Below are 16,470 nucleotides of genomic sequence, written 5' to 3' on the forward strand. Positions count from 1 at the left end.
GGAACAAGGATCACGAGACATCATTCAGTTAATCACTCTTTAAACTTGCATTTTCATTACTTCATGATAGGCGTCGATAATCTTATTTCTCACTTGCATCATCAACTTTAATGCAATATCGGCCTTTTCAGTGGCAATCATCACTTCCGGAATATTTTTTGACTCGCCAGTTGCAAGTTTTTGCATCGCCACATCTTCGTCTTTTTGTAAAGTATTGACTGACTGAACTGCCGATTTCAGAGTTTCAGCGAAGGTCTTCTGGCTTGGATCGCTGGGAATTCCAGCTTCCTGGTTTATTTTAGTTGTTCTCTGCTCGCTGAGTGTACGACCCGTGTGCAATAAATTTTCAGCATTACTTATGGTCAAACCATCCATGGCTCGCCTCCCTCATTAGTTTATCAAAAACTCTCAAAACATTCTCTATACATCTTAGAATTAGCGACCAATCTCCAGCGCGCTGATTGCCATATCTTTGCTCGCTTGCATTGCCGAGACGTTTGCCTCGTAGGATCGCGTGGCTTGAATCATATTTGCCATCTCCTCCATGAGATTGATATTTGGATAGGCAACGTAGCCCTGATCATTGGCATCTGGATGATCTGGCTCATATTTGAGAACTGGGGCCTTCCGATCGACAGTCACGTCGGTTACCTGGACTCTCTGAATATTGCGATCCGGCAGACTAGTGACAATTTCTCCAAAATTCCTGGTCTCAGGCATCGACTCAAAAACGACGTCCTTTCGTCGATACGGTCCCCCTTCGGGAGTTTTTGTTGTATTAATATTGGCGATATTTGATGAGATCGTATTCATTCTCATTCTTTGCGCCGTCAGTCCACTTGCCGAGACGTTCATTGATTTAGAAAAGTCCATTACCTGTTACCCTCTGTCACAGCATACTTTAATGCCGCCATTTTTTTATTAATCAGCTGAAGGGCCGCTTTATATAAAATCGAATTTTCTGCCAGGGTGACCATTTCGTGCTCGAGATCGACGGTATTTCCATCATTTGTCACATTGATATCGGGATTATCATAGACATCGGCCTTAACGCGGGAAATAGCTCCTGGACCGGTGACAAGTTGCTCTCCCGTACTTTCAGTCATTTGCCTTATCCCTTCTGTATCGAGAGCCCGGGAGAGAGCCGCTTCGAAGTCAACCTGCTTTGCTTTGTATCCAGGCGTTTCGGCATTCGCGATATTTGCTGACGTCACTGATTGGCGAAGTAGTCTCAAATTTATCGATGCCCCCAGGGCACTTGTTGTCTTGTCAAAAGGTTATTACTCACGGATTCAAATTCCTTTCGCATCCACGATATTCCCTGATCTTATTTCTTAAAGTCCGAATGCTAATCCCAAGCAAATCTGCTGCCTGAGTGCGATTGTGTCCTGTGTGTTCAAGGGTTTTTAAAATTAACACTTTCTCCATTTCTGATACGGTCATTCCGGCCTGAACTTTGTCTTCTTGCCGGATTTCCTGATAGTCAGAGATCAATATAGAATTGGGAGACAATTCCGTATCTGTACTTAACAACACCGATCGCTCTATGACATTTTTCAGTTCTCGGACATTCCCTGGCCAATTCCAAGTCTGGAGTTTTTTGAACGCCTCGGCTCCAATACGCTTAAGAGGAATGCCGTTTTCTCGACAGGAGTTTTCAATAAACCATTGACTGAGAAATTCAATATCCTTTGGCCGCTCCCGAAGAGGAGGCAACACCAAAGGAATGGCATTGAGGCGATAGAAAAGATCCTCTCGAAACTGATTTCGACGAACCATATCTTTCAAATCACGATTGGTGGCCGCAAGAATTCGAACATTTATTTTGATCGGCGCAGCTCCACCTAATCGCTCCACTTCTCCCTCTTGTATGACCCTTAAGAGTTTTGCCTGAAGAACAAGCGGCATTTCACTGATTTCATCAAGGAGAAATGTACTGTGATTGGCCATTTCAAACCGCCCCACTCGCCGAGAATCCGCGCCAGTAAAAGCTCCCCTCTCATATCCAAAAAGCTCACTTTCGAGAAGTCCCTCAGGCACCGCCGCACAATTCAGGGCCGAGAATCGCTGAGAGGCTCGCGGACTCAGTGCATGAATGTAGCGAGCAAGCAGCTCCTTGCCCGTGCCACTTTCTCCCTGAATTAATACAGAGGCCCGGCTCGATGCGATACACTCAGCGATTTCCAGTACTCTTTTCATCCGTGGATCTGCAGTTTGAATCACTCCGGCCTTTCGATCATCCATCTGTTACTCCCCTTTGACGCCAGACATAGCTGGAATTCTGTTCAGATACTTCTTATAGGAATCTTGCCATTCCGCCTGTTGAAGCCGTTCGGCCGCGAGTTTTTTATAGATTTGACCGTTCTGATCCTTCAGTAGCCCCCAAACTTTTTCGGCCGCCCGAATGTCTCCCGTTTCATAGAGGATCGATCCCACTTTATAGCGAACATAAGCAAGGGGACGCTTGTCTTCAAATTGATCCAAAAGCTCGAGGTAGGCCTCCACAGCTCCGATATTCTTCTTTTGTTGATATAGAACATCCCCTTGTTTTTCTAATGCCGAGACCCAGACGTCATTACCCACTGGCATCTTCTGAGTTTTCATAGTTCGAATGAGATTCAAAGTGGTCTCGGCATCAGGCCACTGCTTTTGACGAATCTGCATCTCCGCCAGCTTCAAGTAAACAGGGGCAAGCATTTCGGGAGATTTCTTCCAAGCCTCAATTAACTCCAGAAGATATTTTACCACTTCTCCAGTTTGCCCTTTTTCTTCGGCGACTTTGGCCAAATTTCCTATCCATTCAATTTTTGATTGAGATGAAAAGGCTTCAGGATTTTTAATTTCTGTCAAATATCCATGCGCCTTGGTGACATCTCTTTGCAACAGGCAGTTTGTTGAAAGCCGCAGATAAAGCTCGTCAAACTGAGGAAGGTGCTCTATGACTCGTCTTTCCTTCTCTTCTTGAGTGCCCCTTATTTTTTTTAAATTGGCGAGAAGCTCTGAATATATCTTCTCTGACTCATGGTATACGCCAGCCTGTTCATAGGCCTGTCCAAGAAAATATGGAATATCCAGCCGGTCCGGCTTCTTCAACCAAGTCGCCGACAGTTTAGAAAATTTTCCCAGCACATCCATATACCTTTTCTCTTCAGCCATTTTTTTTAGATCATCAGTGATATTTTTTAGAATTCGCTTATGGAAGAACGGCAAACTCGACGAAGTCGGATGACTTTGATAAAAGCTCACCAGGTACCCTAGGGCTCTCTCATACTCTCCCCGACGATAAAATCCATCAGAGACCATAAGATTTATGAATTCATCCATTTTAGGAAGAGATGATTTGACCGCGATCTCGGTCATTTCATCGACAGCGCGTTTCAGTTCCTTTTCCTTCATTCCCTTCATCTGCTGACTGAGCATCCGAACTCTGGCCACGCCAGCGCCTGGACTATCATGAAATCTAAAGTAACTTTCGAGATAGCCTCCCATCACCCTGCTTTGGTCAACTCCCATAATCTCCATGAGTTCTCCCACCCGGGTCATCGCATACCCATCATGATCATGGGTTGGAAAATATTTGAGAAAATTTACGTAAGCCTCAAGGCTGTTCCGGTAATCACCGGTCCAAAAATAGCTTTCTGCCATATTATAGAGAGCATTTGGAAACCTCTTTTCAAGATTCGGCAACGACCTTATTGCAGCCTGATACAGAGCAATGGCCTCTTTATAATCACGCCGCGAAAACGCGACATCCCCTAACCGATAGGTCGCCTCATTTGAAAAGGTCTTATCTTTGGCGGTTTCGCCCAATTTTTGGTAGGCCTGTGTGGCTTCCTCATACTTTCCCAATTGAACATAGACGGCTCCAATGGCGCGTCGAACCGGATCCGTGTGGGGGGATTCTGGATACTTTTCTAGAAATCGTTGAAGATTCTGAAGAGCTGCGAGGGCTTCGCCCCGCTCAAGAACCGAATAGCTCAGAATGAGTTCTGTTCGCTCCGCCAAAGGTGAATCCGGATACTTTGCCAGAAGATATTGATACTCGTCATAGGCCCTTTGAAAATGGTACGTCAACTTTTCCTCCTGATAGAGGGAATAGTGTATCTCTGCAGCCATATTGCGCACAATTTCGTCGTAAATGCTTTTTGGAAACTTACGATTGAAATGCTCGTATGCCTTAAGAAATGCGGCCTTTCGACCCTTCAAAAAGAGGGTCAACAAGAAGCGGGCCTGTTTGTTTTCGGGGTCATTTCGTGGTGCAATGACGTACTCAGGACTATTTTCCAAAAGCCTTGGTAACTCGCTGGACGACATTTGCAACATGGGAAATCTTATAAAAATATTCTGCTTGCTCGCTATTATTGCGTCCTCTTTGATTTCAAATTCCTTTACGCGAAATCGATTGAAGTCCGGATCATTTCCGTCGAAAACACCGCCCGTTTGTGAAAGGGATTTTTTGGTTTGCTCCAAGCTCTTTTCTCCTGCTTGATCCACGGTGAGCAATTCGCTCCCGGAAGGAGATCGCTGAAGACCCTTTTTGACGTAATCCTGCGAGACTGCTGCTATTTTTCCAGTCCTTTTCCTTGCTACCTCAGATTTTCGTTCCTCTGGAGTCGAAGCAGTTGCATTCGGCTTGCTCTTTGTTTGTGGATTTGGAGCCTCTCGATAGATATCAATAATGAGTCGCGAGGGATCATCCGTAAGATAATCAAAGCTATCAATATTGTTTTCGGTCAAGTTAAAGGTCACAACATATTTTCCGTCCGCGCCCCCTTTGTCTAACTCTACCGACGACACGAGGGCATCAGACCAAGTTTTGAGCTTCGCTTCAGTTGGTAAATCAAATGGTGATAACACCAGGCGTAGAGAACGTTTTCCCACCCGTGTAACTTCGTATTCCCACTGATTTTGACCACGAAACTCAATGTGGGTGGCATCGCCTATCCGGGAAATCTCTCCGGAGACTCCTGTGGCTAAGGCTGGACCCGACGTTAATAAATAGAGAAAGGGGAGAATCAAAGCATTCAGAGGATTCGGCGTATTTAGAAGATCAGACCAAAATGAGCCGTCAAAATGGCGACTGAAACTCGTGCGAATCAACCATGGTCTAGGCTGAGCTTTGCCGCAGGTTTTCAATAAGTTAATCTGTGCTTTGTCAATTTTTCTCACCATGACCCCAACGCAAGCCTCCACTGTCAAATCATATAAGCAGAAGGAATGCCAAGTCTGTTCTCTATTGGGGTTGGCAATCGCGTCGAATTGGAGTATTTTGACCAGCCGAATTCTTGTCACTTACGACAAAGACCTGACGCTCAACCAAAGTCAGTAAGTTGACACCGAGTACAGGTCATGGGTGCTTTCATTTCAATTTAACTCAAAGGGACAAACTATAATTCCGATAAATGGAAAGAAACATGGAAGGGCAAAATGTCCAGTTTGTTAAGCAACACCGTTAAGACCGCAATAGGTCTTCTTTTGATCTCTGGTGCCTCCAACTCGTGTGTGTCTATTGATATCTCGAAAACAAACCAGGTGCGGGATAGCAATATCAAGTTCCATGCCCCAGATAAACCCTATCAAGTCGTTCCTCTTTCCTCAGTTGATGGGGCCTGGAGAAACACCGAGACCGGAGATAGCATTTCCTATATTTCTGAGTGCGACAGCTCGACCGACCCCTCTCTCGACTCAATTCACAAGGGCATTTTACAAGGAATTGAAAATCTCAAAATTGTCAGTTCGGAATACAAGAAATACAATAGTCGACAGGCTCTTTTTACGACAGTAAATGGCGAATTAGATGGTATTGGCACTCAAATGCAATTCGTCATATTCAAGAAGAATCAGTGTATCTATGTCCTGACCAACATCTCATATATGAAAGGCGCAAATACAAACGGGGCTACTTCTTCTCAGGACTTTCAAATATTTGTTGAAAAGTTTGAGGTTCCTTGATGAAAATCAATTGGCCTAGCATTCGCATTGTTGAGTTTCTTGGCGGAACATTTCTCCTTGCTCGCCAAACTTTCAAGGAAGGCTTCGTAGGTCCAGCTTATCCCGCACTCATTGTTGAGCAAATATATTTGATAGGTGTGAAATCACTTCCGCTGATCATCGTCGTCTCGGCCAGCACAGGGATGGTCATGGCCCTTCAGTTTGGTATCGGACTTGAAAAATTTGGTGGTGAACTCTATGTTCCAAATATCGTATCTGTCTCAATAATTCGGGAACTGGGGCCAGTCTTTGCATCTCTCATGCTCGCGGCACGAGTGGGAGCTGGAATCACAAGTGAAATTGGCTCAATGAAGGTGAGCCAGCAAATTGATGCAATCAGAGCACTGGGAACATCACCCATTAAAAAAATCGTTTTTCCTCGAGTCCTCGCGTGCCTCATCTCTGTCCCTCTTGTCTGCGTCGTCGCAAATTCAGTCGGAGTTCTGGGTGGACTCGTCGTTGGTACTATTGATTTAGGCATTGAACCCAACTTCTATTTCAACAAGATTATTTCGACAATTAAGTTCTCGGACTATGTTTCTGGTCTTGGAAAGACGGTCTTTTTTGCGCTCTTTATTTCTATTCCTGCATGTTACTACGGCTTAAGGGCTAAGGGTGGAACTCAAGGCGTTGGACAGGCGACAACTAAATCCGTGGTAACTTCTTCAATTTTTATTGTTGTGGGTGACTTCTTTCTCACCAAGTTATTTTATCTCATCGAAAGGTGGATAGGGTGATTAGCGTAAGAAAATTTCGCAAGTCATTTGATCGAAAAATAATCCATCGAGGAGTTACTTTTGACGTCAATGAGGGAGAATGCCTCGGATTGGTCGGTGGTTCTGGTTCGGGAAAAAGTGTCATTTTAAGAAGCCTCATTGGCCTAGAGAAGCCGGATGCGGGTGAGATTTTCATCAATCAGGAAAATATTGTCCCGTTCAGTGAGCAAGAGCTTTTGCCAATCAGAAAGAAAGTGGCATATGTATTCCAAAATGGCGCTCTCTTTGATTCGATGACGGTTTACGAAAATCTTGCCTATCCCCTTCGTGCTCACACAAATATGAGCAAAATAGAAATTCGGAATAGGATAGAAGAGCAACTCGAGGAATTCGGCTTGTCTGGAACGGAAAATCTTTATCCGGCGGAACTCTCTGGAGGCATGCAAAAGCGAGTGGGACTCGCAAGAGCCATTGTCAACCGCCCCTCTATTGTACTCTACGATGAACCAACAGCGGGGCTAGACCCCTTTAACACCAAAAAACTTCAGGAGATGATTCTGCGGCTCAAGCAAAGAGGAGTCACCTCTATCTTTGTAACCCACGATATGCCCAGTGCTTTCGTTGTTTGCGATCGAATTGCCTTGTTATTGAATGGCGAAATTATGACTACTGGAACTATAGAGGAAATGAAATCCGATCCCGAGGGAGTTTTACAAAGATTTATTAACGGGTCTTTTGCTTATTAGATTGAGTTGGAGAATAAGATATGGAGTCTTTAGCAAAAAATGAAATTCGCGTTGGCTTATTTGTGGCGGGAGGTCTGGCCCTACTTCTGACTTCTATTTTACTTTTAGGTGGAGATAAATATTTTTTTCGGGACACTTACCAACTGCGAACACAGATGAATCATGTCCAAGGCTTAGTCGAGGGCAGCGTGGTCAGTTTGTCCGGCATTAATATTGGCGTCGTAAAGAAAATGAATTTCACTTCTGATTCAAAATTGGATTTAAACTTACAACTCGACAGAGATTTTTCTAGTCGCATCACCGAAAGCTCCGTTGCTTCAATTAGAACTCAAGGAGCACTTGGCGACAAATATATTTACATCGAACCTGGTCCCTCAGGCAAACGACCCCTTAAAGATGGCGAATACATAACCGCTGATCTCTCGGGCGATATTTTTGATCTTATAAAGGAAAAGGGCAGCGAACTTGGACATCTCGTTGATGTCATAAGGGAAGTTCACACTTTATTGAAGGGACTCAATGATGAAAATCGCGCGACCGTCCTTATGTCTAATATGGTCTCATCTAGCGAGAATCTGAATAAGTTGCTTATAGATGCACGGGGGGCCATCCAAGATATTCGTGGCGAAAAGAGTGAAAAAGGGGGAATCAAGGTTGCCGTAAATTATTTGGTAAATATCCTCGAAAAAGTCGATTCAGGCAAAGGGACACTCGGTGAAATCATAAACAATCCTTCGATTCATGAGCGACTGATTTCACTATTGGGCGATTCGCCCCGAAACAAGTTTTTAAAGCCGCTTATCCGAGAAAGTGTCGCTCCCAAAAGCAGCGAACCCTAAAAAAATTAGTCTCGATCTGCTTCTCCAGGTCTAAATGGTTTCGAGAGGAAATCCCGCATATTCTCGTCGCTGCCATCAATACTTGGGACGGATTTTCGATCGGTCGTGAACCTTAAATAATAAACCCAACGTCGCCCTAAATGATCATTCACCTTTTGAATGAGCACGTCTTTGACGTAGTGAAGATCTTGAATTCGCGCTGGATGATCCACCCAAATGATCAAGGTTCCGTTCTGATAGCCAACTGGATTGGTCGTCTTGGCCAATTCTGGCCCAACCACTTGGGGCCATTGGCGCCAAAGACGCCATCTCTGAAATCCTTCTACAAGACCTGACTTGCCTTCCGTCAAAAGACTCTGTAGGACATCGCTAGCAGTATTAAGTCTGTTATTGTGATTGTTTTTTTTTGTTTTCATACTACATAAGGCCTAACATGAGATCAGGAAGACAGCCAGTTCATATCGTAGGGGCGGGCCTTGCGGGAAGCGAGTGCGCCTTTCAATTGGCTGAGCGCGGACACTCAGTCATATTGCATGAAATGCGCGAAAAGACCATGACTCCGGCCCACTTAACTGGTTTTTTTGGAGAACTCGTTTGCTCCAATTCCTTTGGCAGCCAAACGGACTATTCAGCTCCGGGCCAACTCAAATGGGAGGCTGAAAAACTCGGGAGTCTGGTCTTACGCACTGCCAGAGAATGCGCTGTTCCAGCCGGCATGGCGCTTGGAGTTGATCGGACTCTGTTTGCCCGCTCCCTGACTCAACTGCTTGAATCTCATCCTCGCATTGAGGTGCGCCGAGAACTCATCTCAGATTTTGCAGAAATTCCGCGACCTGTTGTGATTGCGACAGGCCCCCTCACCCACGACCCTCTTGCCCAAGCTATGGCTAGGCATTTTGGCAAGGATTTTCTCTATTTTTTTGATGCCATTGCACCCATTATTGATAAGGACAGTATCAATCTTGATATTGCTTGGCGAGAGGATCGCTGGGGAAAAGGAAATGGCGATTACTTAAATTGTCCCTTAAATAAGGAGCAATATCTCAACTTTGTAAATGAAATCAAAAGCGCTCGCAAGGTTGAGCCAAAGGATTTTGAAAAGACTCCCTACTTCGAAGGCTGTATGCCCATTGAGGTTATGGCCGACAGAGGCATCGAGACCTTGCGGTTTGGACCTCTGTCGCCAAAAGGCTTGGTAAATCCTCACAGTGAAGAGCGTCCCTACGCCGTTGTTCAGCTTCGGCAGGATAACCTCGCGGGAACTTCATATAATATGGTTGGGTTTCAGAATAAAATGGCTTATCCAGAACAAACACGAATTTTTAGAACAATTCCAGGACTGGAGGAAGCTGAGTTTCTCAAATTGGGTAGCATGCACCGAAATCTCTATATCCATTCCCCAAAAATGCTCACCCCAAACTTAGCCAGTCGTCATGATCCAGATCTCTACTTTGCAGGACAGATAACAGGAGTCGAAGGATATTTTGAATCGACCTGCATCGGTCTGCTTGTGGCATTATTTATACATCAAAAGCAAAATAACTTTGAATTTTCACCTCCTCCTCGCTCAAGCGCGATGGGCTCTCTTTTGACAGCTATCACAGAAGACAAGGAACAATTTCAACCCACCAACATAAACTTTGGATTACTTCCCGATCCCCCTTCGAAAAGCAAACAACAAGGGAAAAGTCGGCGTGAAGCGAAAAGGGATCAACAAATACAAGAGGCCAGACTCTCCTTTTCCGATTGGGTGCATCTCTTAAAGCAATAAATGTTTAAACTGGCCCACTTGTTTGTTGTTCCAAACTCCAAGGGAGCCTGGCTGAACCAATCTCAGGGGTTCAGGATCGAGTTCGGCTTGGTGCAGTGCTCACAACGTGAGCACTGCTGCCGGACGCATGTTTGAAGATCCTGGACTCCTGAGCTTGGTTCAGCCAGGCTCCCTTGGAGTTTGGAACAACAAACAAGCGGACCAGTTCAATAAATGTTCCTAACAACCTACTCAACTGTCACCGACTTAGCCAAGTTCCGTGGCTGGTCAACGTCGTGACCAAGACTGGATGCCACGTGATATGCAAGTAGCTGAAGTGGAATAACTATCAATAAAGGATTTACCGTCCATGAAGCAGGAGGAATGGCCAAATAGTGACTCGAAAGGCTCTCAAGTCTTTTGTCCTCGCCGGTTCCGATGGCAATAATAACTCCTCCCCGCGCCTTGGCCTCTTCCAAATTACTGATCGTTTTTTCATGCAGTTCATCCTGAGGCGCCAACATAACTACGGCCATTTTTTCATCAATCAAAGCCAAGGGACCATGTTTCATCTCTCCAGCCGCATAGCCTTCGGCGTGCATGTAGGCAAGCTCTTTAAGCTTGAGGGCTCCTTCAAGTGCCATTGGATAGCTGGTTCCTCGCCCCAGATAGAGAAAGCCCTTGTGTTTTTTCAGAGTATCAGCCGCATCCTCAAAAAACTGGCTATGAGCCAACACATGTTCCATTTGGCTAGGGGCCATTAACAAAGCCTCAATATACTTCTCGACTTCTCTGGAGTCAGCCCCCCGTTCCTGAGCAAATGCAAGGGCCAATACATTTAGAAGCGCCATTGTCGAAACCAAGGCCTTTGTGCTTGCCACTCCAATTTCAACCCCTGCATTCATATAGAGGTGCCCGTGAGCCTCGCGATCAATTGAAGAGCTGCGAACATTTGTAATACTTAAAATATTTATTCCAGACTCTTTAGCAAGGCGCAATGCCGCCAAGGTGTCAGCAGTTTCACCACTTTGTGAAATTGCAATCAACAAAGAATTTTTTGGCAATACGGGATGACGATATCGAAATTCACTAGCGAGATCAACCTCCGTTGGAAGACCTGCTATCCTCTCCAAAAGATACTCTCCGACCATCGCCGCATAATAGGAGGTTCCACACGCGACAATAAAAACTCTTTCAATATTTTTAAATAGAAGAGAAGTACTATTCCAATCCTCTGTGGAATCGAGCTCAGCAAGATCTTCAACAGACTTCCCACCAAATCCAACTTGATGAAGCCGGATTGATCTATTTTCTAATCGAATGTGGGGGGCAATGGCCTGGGCTACGGCTCTCGGTTGCTCAAATATTTCCTTGAGCATAAAATGGGGATATCCTAGTTTCTGAGCCTGCTCAGAAGACCAATGCACCCTTGTCGTTTTGATCGGCAAAGACTTTCCTGACTCATCAAATAACTCAAATGATTTGTCCTTTACCAACAAGATTTCATGGTCCTTCAAATATATAACTTCTCTGGTGTAAGGAAGAATCGCCTGAACATCGCTCGCAATAACTACTTCTTGATCATTTCCGCCTACAACCAAAGGAGGGCCATTTTTGAACGCGACAAGTTTATTGGGCTGTTCTGCCCACACACTGAGAATCGAATAGGCACCACGCAAACGCGGAAGCACCGCCAATACAGCCATATAAAGATCCTGGGTCAATTCGACGGCTCTAGCCAGCAGGTGAGCAACTAGTTCAGAATCAGTATCGGAATCAAAATGAGAGCCTTTATCTGCAAGTTCTGCTCGTAATTCAGCATAATTCTCAATAATGCCGTTATGAACGATGCTGATGCCATTAACGGTATGAGGGTGAGCATTCTTTTCGTTTGGCGGGCCGTGGGTGGCCCAACGAGTATGCCCAATGCCAATGTGTCCATCAAAACTGAAGTTCTTCAATTTTTTTTCTAGATTAGATAATTTTCCTTCAGCACGAACTCTCTTGAACTCTCCCTTATCTAAAATCGCCACTCCTGCTGAATCATAGCCACGATATTCCAGAGTGCGAAGTCCACTGAGGATCACTTCCTTTGGATCTCGGGGCCCCGCATATCCAACAATTCCACACATTGACCATTCACTCCCGGCTCTCGCGCCACAGATGCTTTAATTCACAACCTCTACTTTGATGATCTTTCTCCCTTTATCGCCCCAACTCCCACAGCAGGGACCTCCTCCGAAGAACCAGTGGAATTGGGGGAATTAGAATGAGAGCTTCTCGGTACATAATTCTCTCTTACGATTTGCTTAGCGCGAGCGACTGCTAGCGCCCCTGGAGGAACACTCTTAGTGATTGTCGACCCCGAAGCGATAACCGCTCCGTCCCCCACCTCTATGGGAGCAACGAATTGACTGTCACTCCCAACGAATACATTTTTACCAATCTTTGTTTTGTATTTTTTGTGATCGACCGCATAGTTACAAGTGATTGTGCCACAACCTATATTCGTGTCCTCTCCCACTTCGGCGTCACCTAAGTAAGTCAAATGAGAAGCCTTGGCCCGATCTCCAAACTGAACTTTCTTCAGTTCCACAAAGTTTCCAACCTTTGCTTCGACACCCACAGTCGTCTCTGGTCTGATGTGTGCGTAGGGGCCAATCTGAGCTCTGTCCCTTATTTGGGCACCCTGAATATAGCTTCCACCTTTGACTTCAACTCCATCTCCCAATTGACAACGAATCAGCATTGCGTGGGGCTCCACCACGCAAAATGATCCTAGTTCACTTGGCCCTTTGATCATGACACCAGGATAGATGACAGATCCTGATCCGATAGTGACGTTGTCCTCGATGTAAGTCGCTCGTGGATCAATGATCACAACGCCCTTTTCTAACAACTCACGTGCCTTCCTTCGAAAGATCAATCCGGTGGCCTTAGCTAAGTCCAGCTGGCTATTGACCCCAAAGGCCAATTGTCGGCTCCCTTTTACCCCTTCTACTCTCATCTTTTCTTCGATCGCCAAAGACAGAATGTCTGTGAGGTAAAACTCACCTTGTACGTTCTCATTCTTTATTTTCGGTAGCAAAATATTGAGAATTTCGGAGCGAACCAGGTAAAAACCTGCATTAACCTCACAGATCTTCCTCGTCTCATGCGAAGCATCCTTTTCTTCGATAATTGCACATATCTTATTTTGCCGTCTGAGGATACGTCCAAATCCTGTTGGATTGGTCAACTCAACAGTCACAACTTGCAAATCATCATTTGACTGTTCAAACTCAGTTATCAAACTCCGCAACTCATCTGCCCGAATGAGCGGGTGATCTCCATTCAGAATCAAAACCGTTCCTTCTAGATTTTCAGGCTGGGCCGCCCTCACCGCGTCTCCAGTGCCCCTTTGCTGTTTTTGATGAAAACAACAAACTCCGTGAGGTTCCACCACACTTCTGACAAGAGATTCACCAAAGCCCAGGACAACTCGAATCTCTTTCGCCCCAGCCTGCTTCACCTCGGTGATCATCCGTTGAATCATCGGAACACCCGCCACAGGATGAAGTACCTTTGGTAGAGGAGATCTCATCCGGGTGCCCTTGCCTGCCGCCAATAGAATCGCAGAAAAACCTTTTTTTGCCATGACCATTTGTTATGATTGACTCAATGAAAGGTCAAGAAAGGACCCGTTATATTTTATGCTTCATATTTTAAGTGACTGGGCGCAATCTTCAACTGGACAGCAAATTTCGCTTCACAGCTCATTGCCTCTGACGCACTTGAAAACCTGTGCGCCTCTTATTTGTATCGGTGGCGTCCATGGAGACGAGCCAGAAGGAGTTTTGCTCGCAACAGCTCTACTGGAGTGGCTTAAAAGCCACAGCGGGAAAAATCGTCATGAATGGGTGATTATTCCTTGTCTCAATGTGGATGGTTTCAAGCTGAACCAGCGGACCAATGGTCGAGGCGTTGATCTGAATCGAAATTTTCCCAGTACGGATTGGACAAATGAGCACAATGCTCCACGCTATTATCCCGGATCGTCGAAGGGAAGCGAAAACGAAATAAAGGCTCTCAGTCAGTTGGTCCATGACCTACAGCCACGTCTCATTATTCACTTTCATTCATGGGTACCCGCCGTGATCTTTGCCGGAAAACTCCCTCACCCAGCTCCTCATTTTCTTGCCGAAAGCTCTGGCTACCCATTGAAGGAAGACATTGGATATCCCACTCCCGGCAGTCTTGGACAGTGGGCCTGGCTAGACCTCGGTATTCCGGTTATATGCACGGAGGAGTGCGAGGGCGCCACTCAGCACGAAACCTGGACTCGATTCGGGCCGGGTTTGCAAAAGATCTTTGAGCATCCTCTGCCTCTTCCCGTAAAATGAATTATGGTTAGTGAAGTTTATTCGGATCCACCATTTCCCAAGTCTCAGACACTTTCGCAGAGCCAACTGGGAGCCGAGTGGATCAAAGACATCAAGGAAGCCGAGGATCGGCTTCTTACGAACTCATTTCCGGTGATTATCTTTCAGATTCCCCGTGAAGATCTCGGTGCTCTCTCCTCAAGTGTCTCCAGGAATATCGAAAAAGATCACCTCGAACCAACATTATCTTTATAACCGATGGGTTCAGCTGGAGTGATCTTCTCCAGATCACGAATAAGTGTAAGCCCTTTCGGCTAATTAATACTCACCAAGATCCCAATCTTGAACTCTCTGTCATGGAGGCCTTTAGTAACTACTGCCATTCCAAGCAAAATTCTGAATTCGCTCAACTGCTCGAAGACCAAAATGAAGGTCTAAAAAAGCTTAACAATGAAGTCAGTTCGAAAATCACCAACCACCAAATACGCCTTGATCGATCTCGGACCAAGCAGCACCAAACAAATCTCCAAGTTGCTTATCTGCGCAAAACTATGTTCGCTATAAATCAGGCAAAAAGTCCAAGAGAAATTGAAAGCCTGTTAGATAGAATACTCACAAAATACCTCAAGCTCTCCGACGTAAGAATCGATTTCTTTTCAAAAAAAAATAGCCGCCTGAAGGCCGAACCCATAGCGTCTCCGAATAATCCTCTCCTCCATAAAACGCCCATTTATTCAGATGATTTTCAGATAGGAAATGTCCATTTTGCCCGATCTATTCAAGCCGGGGACTTCACAAAAATGGAAAAGGAATTTCTCCATCAAGTCACCGAAGCGATTGCACTGGCAATCAATAGATTCCGATCATTTGAAAACATTCAAAGTCTCAAGGCTCAATGGCAATCGACATTTGATGCCATAGCAGAGCCTCTGTGTATCACTGATGAGCAATTTCGAATTATTCGAACAAATTTTGCTTTTAGGAATGCCTGTGAAATGAGCCACAATGACCTTCTCAATACAAATTGCTTTTTATCTCTCACTGACCGTTCGACACCGCCCGAAATTCGCGACGGCCATTTTTCCTTTCGTCTGTCGGTACCGGCCCAAGATGGCATCGATAGCAAGATTCATGACGTGCGCATACAACCCCTCCGATCAAAATTAAATCAGCACCCCACATTTCTGGTTATTTTCAGAGATATAACCCTCCAGCTCCGACTAGAAAGACAAGTCTTAGAGTCAGAAAAAATGGCTGAACTCGGAATAATTAGCAGTAGCATAGCTCACGAGCTTAACAATCCCTTGGGCGGTATCATGTCCTTTTTGCAACTTATACGCATGGAACTAGAAGAAGATTCTGAAATTCTTGAAGATATTGTCGCAATGGAAGAAGCAACAAATCGCTGCAAAGAGCTTGTAGAAAACCTGCTGGGATTTGCGCGCCAGGAAGAGGCTGGTTCAACCATCGGCTTCGACCTGCGCGATACAATTGATCAAACTATCAAAATTCTCGATATCCGAACGCGAAGTCGAGGCATTCAAATTAAAGTCCACTCGCCGAAAGAGTCCTGCTATATCTATGGCCAATTGCAAAACATTTCCCAAGCAATTCGTCATGTTTTACTAAATGCGATCGAAGCTGTTGAAGATAGAATGGACAAAGATCCTGGCCACCTAGGAGAGATCCAAATCACACTGATGAAAACTTTCGATGAAATTCAATTGACTATCAATGACAATGGATTTGGATTTTCAGAAGAAAATAAATCGAAAATTTTTAATCCACTCTACTCGACAAAGACCTCGAAACAGAATGCAGGCCTGGGATTAACAAAGGCATTCAAAATAATGAGAGACCATTTTGGAAACCTGGAAATATCTTCTAAACTGGGGTCCGGCACTTCGGCAAAAATTACCTTAAAACGTCCAGATTTAAAAGATGACAGCCAAGTTTTTGGCTCAAAAATTTGACACTGTTTGGTTGTCTCACTTAACATTATCCTAACGGAACCTGATGCGTTTTGAGTTATGTGCGTCAACCCATCAGTCCCAGCCTCAGTAAAGT

Annotated in this window: 15 protein-coding genes; 7 read left to right on the plus strand and 8 right to left on the minus strand. The window is 45.2% G+C overall.

Translation table 11 applies throughout. The features are described from left to right. Nucleotides 1-39: 39 nt before the first annotated feature. The 5 genes from fliE to IPL83_14805 are packed head-to-tail and all read right to left on the minus strand — an operon-like array spanning nt 40 to nt 5,172. Entirely contained in the window at nt 40-375 is a 336-nt protein-coding gene (gene fliE / locus IPL83_14785) for a flagellar hook-basal body complex protein FliE (GenBank protein ID MBK9040402.1), read from the minus strand. A 60-nt stretch (nt 376-435) separates the two neighbouring features. Beyond that, the gene (gene flgC, locus IPL83_14790; protein ID MBK9040403.1) at nt 436-873 is read right to left on the minus strand and encodes a flagellar basal body rod protein FlgC; all 438 of its coding nucleotides are present in this window, start codon (nt 871-873) and stop codon (nt 436-438) included. Next, the gene (gene flgB / locus IPL83_14795) at nt 873-1,253 is read right to left on the minus strand and encodes a flagellar basal body rod protein FlgB (protein MBK9040404.1); all 381 of its coding nucleotides are present in this window, start codon (nt 1,251-1,253) and stop codon (nt 873-875) included. The genes flgC and flgB overlap by 1 nt, the downstream gene beginning before the upstream one ends. A gap of 31 nt (nt 1,254-1,284) precedes the next feature. Beyond that, nucleotides 1,285-2,244, minus strand: coding sequence for a sigma-54-dependent Fis family transcriptional regulator (locus IPL83_14800; GenBank protein MBK9040405.1), 960 nt, complete (start codon nt 2,242-2,244; stop codon nt 1,285-1,287). Between the two features lie 3 nt (nt 2,245-2,247). Further along, a complete protein-coding gene (locus tag IPL83_14805; GenBank protein MBK9040406.1) occupies nt 2,248-5,172 on the minus strand; it encodes a tetratricopeptide repeat protein in 2,925 nt (974 codons plus the stop codon). 255 nt (nt 5,173-5,427) lie between these two features. Between IPL83_14805 and IPL83_14810 the strand changes: the two genes are divergently transcribed. The 4 genes from IPL83_14810 to IPL83_14825 are packed head-to-tail and all read left to right on the plus strand — an operon-like array spanning nt 5,428 to nt 8,292. Continuing rightward, on the plus strand, nt 5,428-5,952 hold the full coding sequence (locus IPL83_14810; protein MBK9040407.1) for a hypothetical protein: 525 nt from the start codon (nt 5,428-5,430) through the stop codon (nt 5,950-5,952). Then, nucleotides 5,952-6,728, plus strand: coding sequence for an ABC transporter permease (locus IPL83_14815; GenBank protein ID MBK9040408.1), 777 nt, complete (start codon nt 5,952-5,954; stop codon nt 6,726-6,728). Before IPL83_14810 ends, IPL83_14815 begins: the two co-directional genes overlap by 1 nt. Next, nucleotides 6,716-7,453, plus strand: a complete 738-nt coding sequence (locus tag IPL83_14820; GenBank protein MBK9040409.1) for an ATP-binding cassette domain-containing protein — start codon at nt 6,716-6,718, stop codon at nt 7,451-7,453. Before IPL83_14815 ends, IPL83_14820 begins: the two co-directional genes overlap by 13 nt. Nucleotides 7,454-7,473: 20 nt before the next feature. Beyond that, a complete protein-coding gene (locus IPL83_14825) occupies nt 7,474-8,292 on the plus strand; it encodes an MCE family protein (protein ID MBK9040410.1) in 819 nt (272 codons plus the stop codon). A 5-nt stretch (nt 8,293-8,297) separates the two neighbouring features. Here IPL83_14825 and IPL83_14830 read toward each other — a convergent pair whose 3' ends face one another. Further along, a complete protein-coding gene (locus tag IPL83_14830) occupies nt 8,298-8,708 on the minus strand; it encodes a DUF721 domain-containing protein (GenBank protein ID MBK9040411.1) in 411 nt (136 codons plus the stop codon). Between the two features lie 17 nt (nt 8,709-8,725). Here IPL83_14830 and trmFO point away from each other — a divergent pair, with 17 nt between their 5' ends. Then, on the plus strand, nt 8,726-10,063 hold the full coding sequence (trmFO, locus tag IPL83_14835) for a methylenetetrahydrofolate--tRNA-(uracil(54)-C(5))-methyltransferase (FADH(2)-oxidizing) TrmFO (GenBank protein MBK9040412.1): 1,338 nt from the start codon (nt 8,726-8,728) through the stop codon (nt 10,061-10,063). Nucleotides 10,064-10,290: 227 nt separating this feature from the next. Here trmFO and glmS read toward each other — a convergent pair whose 3' ends face one another. After that, nucleotides 10,291-12,174 (minus strand): glutamine--fructose-6-phosphate transaminase (isomerizing), encoded by a 1,884-nt coding sequence (gene glmS, locus IPL83_14840; protein MBK9040413.1) that lies wholly within the window; start codon nt 12,172-12,174, stop codon nt 10,291-10,293. Between the two features lie 50 nt (nt 12,175-12,224). Next, nucleotides 12,225-13,685, minus strand: a complete 1,461-nt coding sequence (glmU, locus tag IPL83_14845) for a bifunctional UDP-N-acetylglucosamine diphosphorylase/glucosamine-1-phosphate N-acetyltransferase GlmU (GenBank protein ID MBK9040414.1) — start codon at nt 13,683-13,685, stop codon at nt 12,225-12,227. Nucleotides 13,686-13,734: 49 nt separating this feature from the next. On the opposite strand from glmU, the gene IPL83_14850 reads away from it, so the two are divergent. Further along, entirely contained in the window at nt 13,735-14,424 is a 690-nt protein-coding gene (locus IPL83_14850) for a DUF2817 domain-containing protein (GenBank protein MBK9040415.1), read from the plus strand. 335 nt (nt 14,425-14,759) lie between these two features. Further along, the gene (locus IPL83_14855; protein MBK9040416.1) at nt 14,760-16,376 is read left to right on the plus strand and encodes a hypothetical protein; all 1,617 of its coding nucleotides are present in this window, start codon (nt 14,760-14,762) and stop codon (nt 16,374-16,376) included. Nucleotides 16,377-16,470: the final 94 nt, after the last annotated feature.

This window comes from Bdellovibrionales bacterium (assembly GCA_016716765.1).
Lineage (GTDB): Bacteria > Bdellovibrionota > Bdellovibrionia > Bdellovibrionales > UBA1609 > JADJVA01.

Bases quoted from the DNA above. Each gene is read 5' to 3' on its own strand.
- fliE (MBK9040402.1), bottom strand. From the start codon at position 375: ATGGATGGTTTGACCATAAGTAATGCTGAAAATTTATTGCACACGGGT.
- flgC (MBK9040403.1), bottom strand. From the start codon at position 873: ATGGACTTTTCTAAATCAATGAACGTCTCGGCAAGTGGACTGACGGCG.
- IPL83_14800 (MBK9040405.1), bottom strand. From the start codon at position 2,244: ATGGATGATCGAAAGGCCGGAGTGATTCAAACTGCAGATCCACGGATG.
- IPL83_14805 (MBK9040406.1), bottom strand. From the start codon at position 5,172: ATGGTGAGAAAAATTGACAAAGCACAGATTAACTTATTGAAAACCTGC.
- IPL83_14810 (MBK9040407.1), top strand. From the start codon at position 5,428: ATGTCCAGTTTGTTAAGCAACACCGTTAAGACCGCAATAGGTCTTCTT.
- IPL83_14815 (MBK9040408.1), top strand. From the start codon at position 5,952: ATGAAAATCAATTGGCCTAGCATTCGCATTGTTGAGTTTCTTGGCGGA.
- IPL83_14825 (MBK9040410.1), top strand. From the start codon at position 7,474: ATGGAGTCTTTAGCAAAAAATGAAATTCGCGTTGGCTTATTTGTGGCG.
- IPL83_14830 (MBK9040411.1), bottom strand. From the start codon at position 8,708: ATGAAAACAAAAAAAAACAATCACAATAACAGACTTAATACTGCTAGC.
- trmFO (MBK9040412.1), top strand. From the start codon at position 8,726: ATGAGATCAGGAAGACAGCCAGTTCATATCGTAGGGGCGGGCCTTGCG.
- glmS (MBK9040413.1), bottom strand. From the start codon at position 12,174: ATGTGTGGAATTGTTGGATATGCGGGGCCCCGAGATCCAAAGGAAGTG.
- glmU (MBK9040414.1), bottom strand. From the start codon at position 13,685: ATGGTCATGGCAAAAAAAGGTTTTTCTGCGATTCTATTGGCGGCAGGC.
- IPL83_14850 (MBK9040415.1), top strand. From the start codon at position 13,735: ATGCTTCATATTTTAAGTGACTGGGCGCAATCTTCAACTGGACAGCAA.
- IPL83_14855 (MBK9040416.1), top strand. From the start codon at position 14,760: ATGGAGGCCTTTAGTAACTACTGCCATTCCAAGCAAAATTCTGAATTC.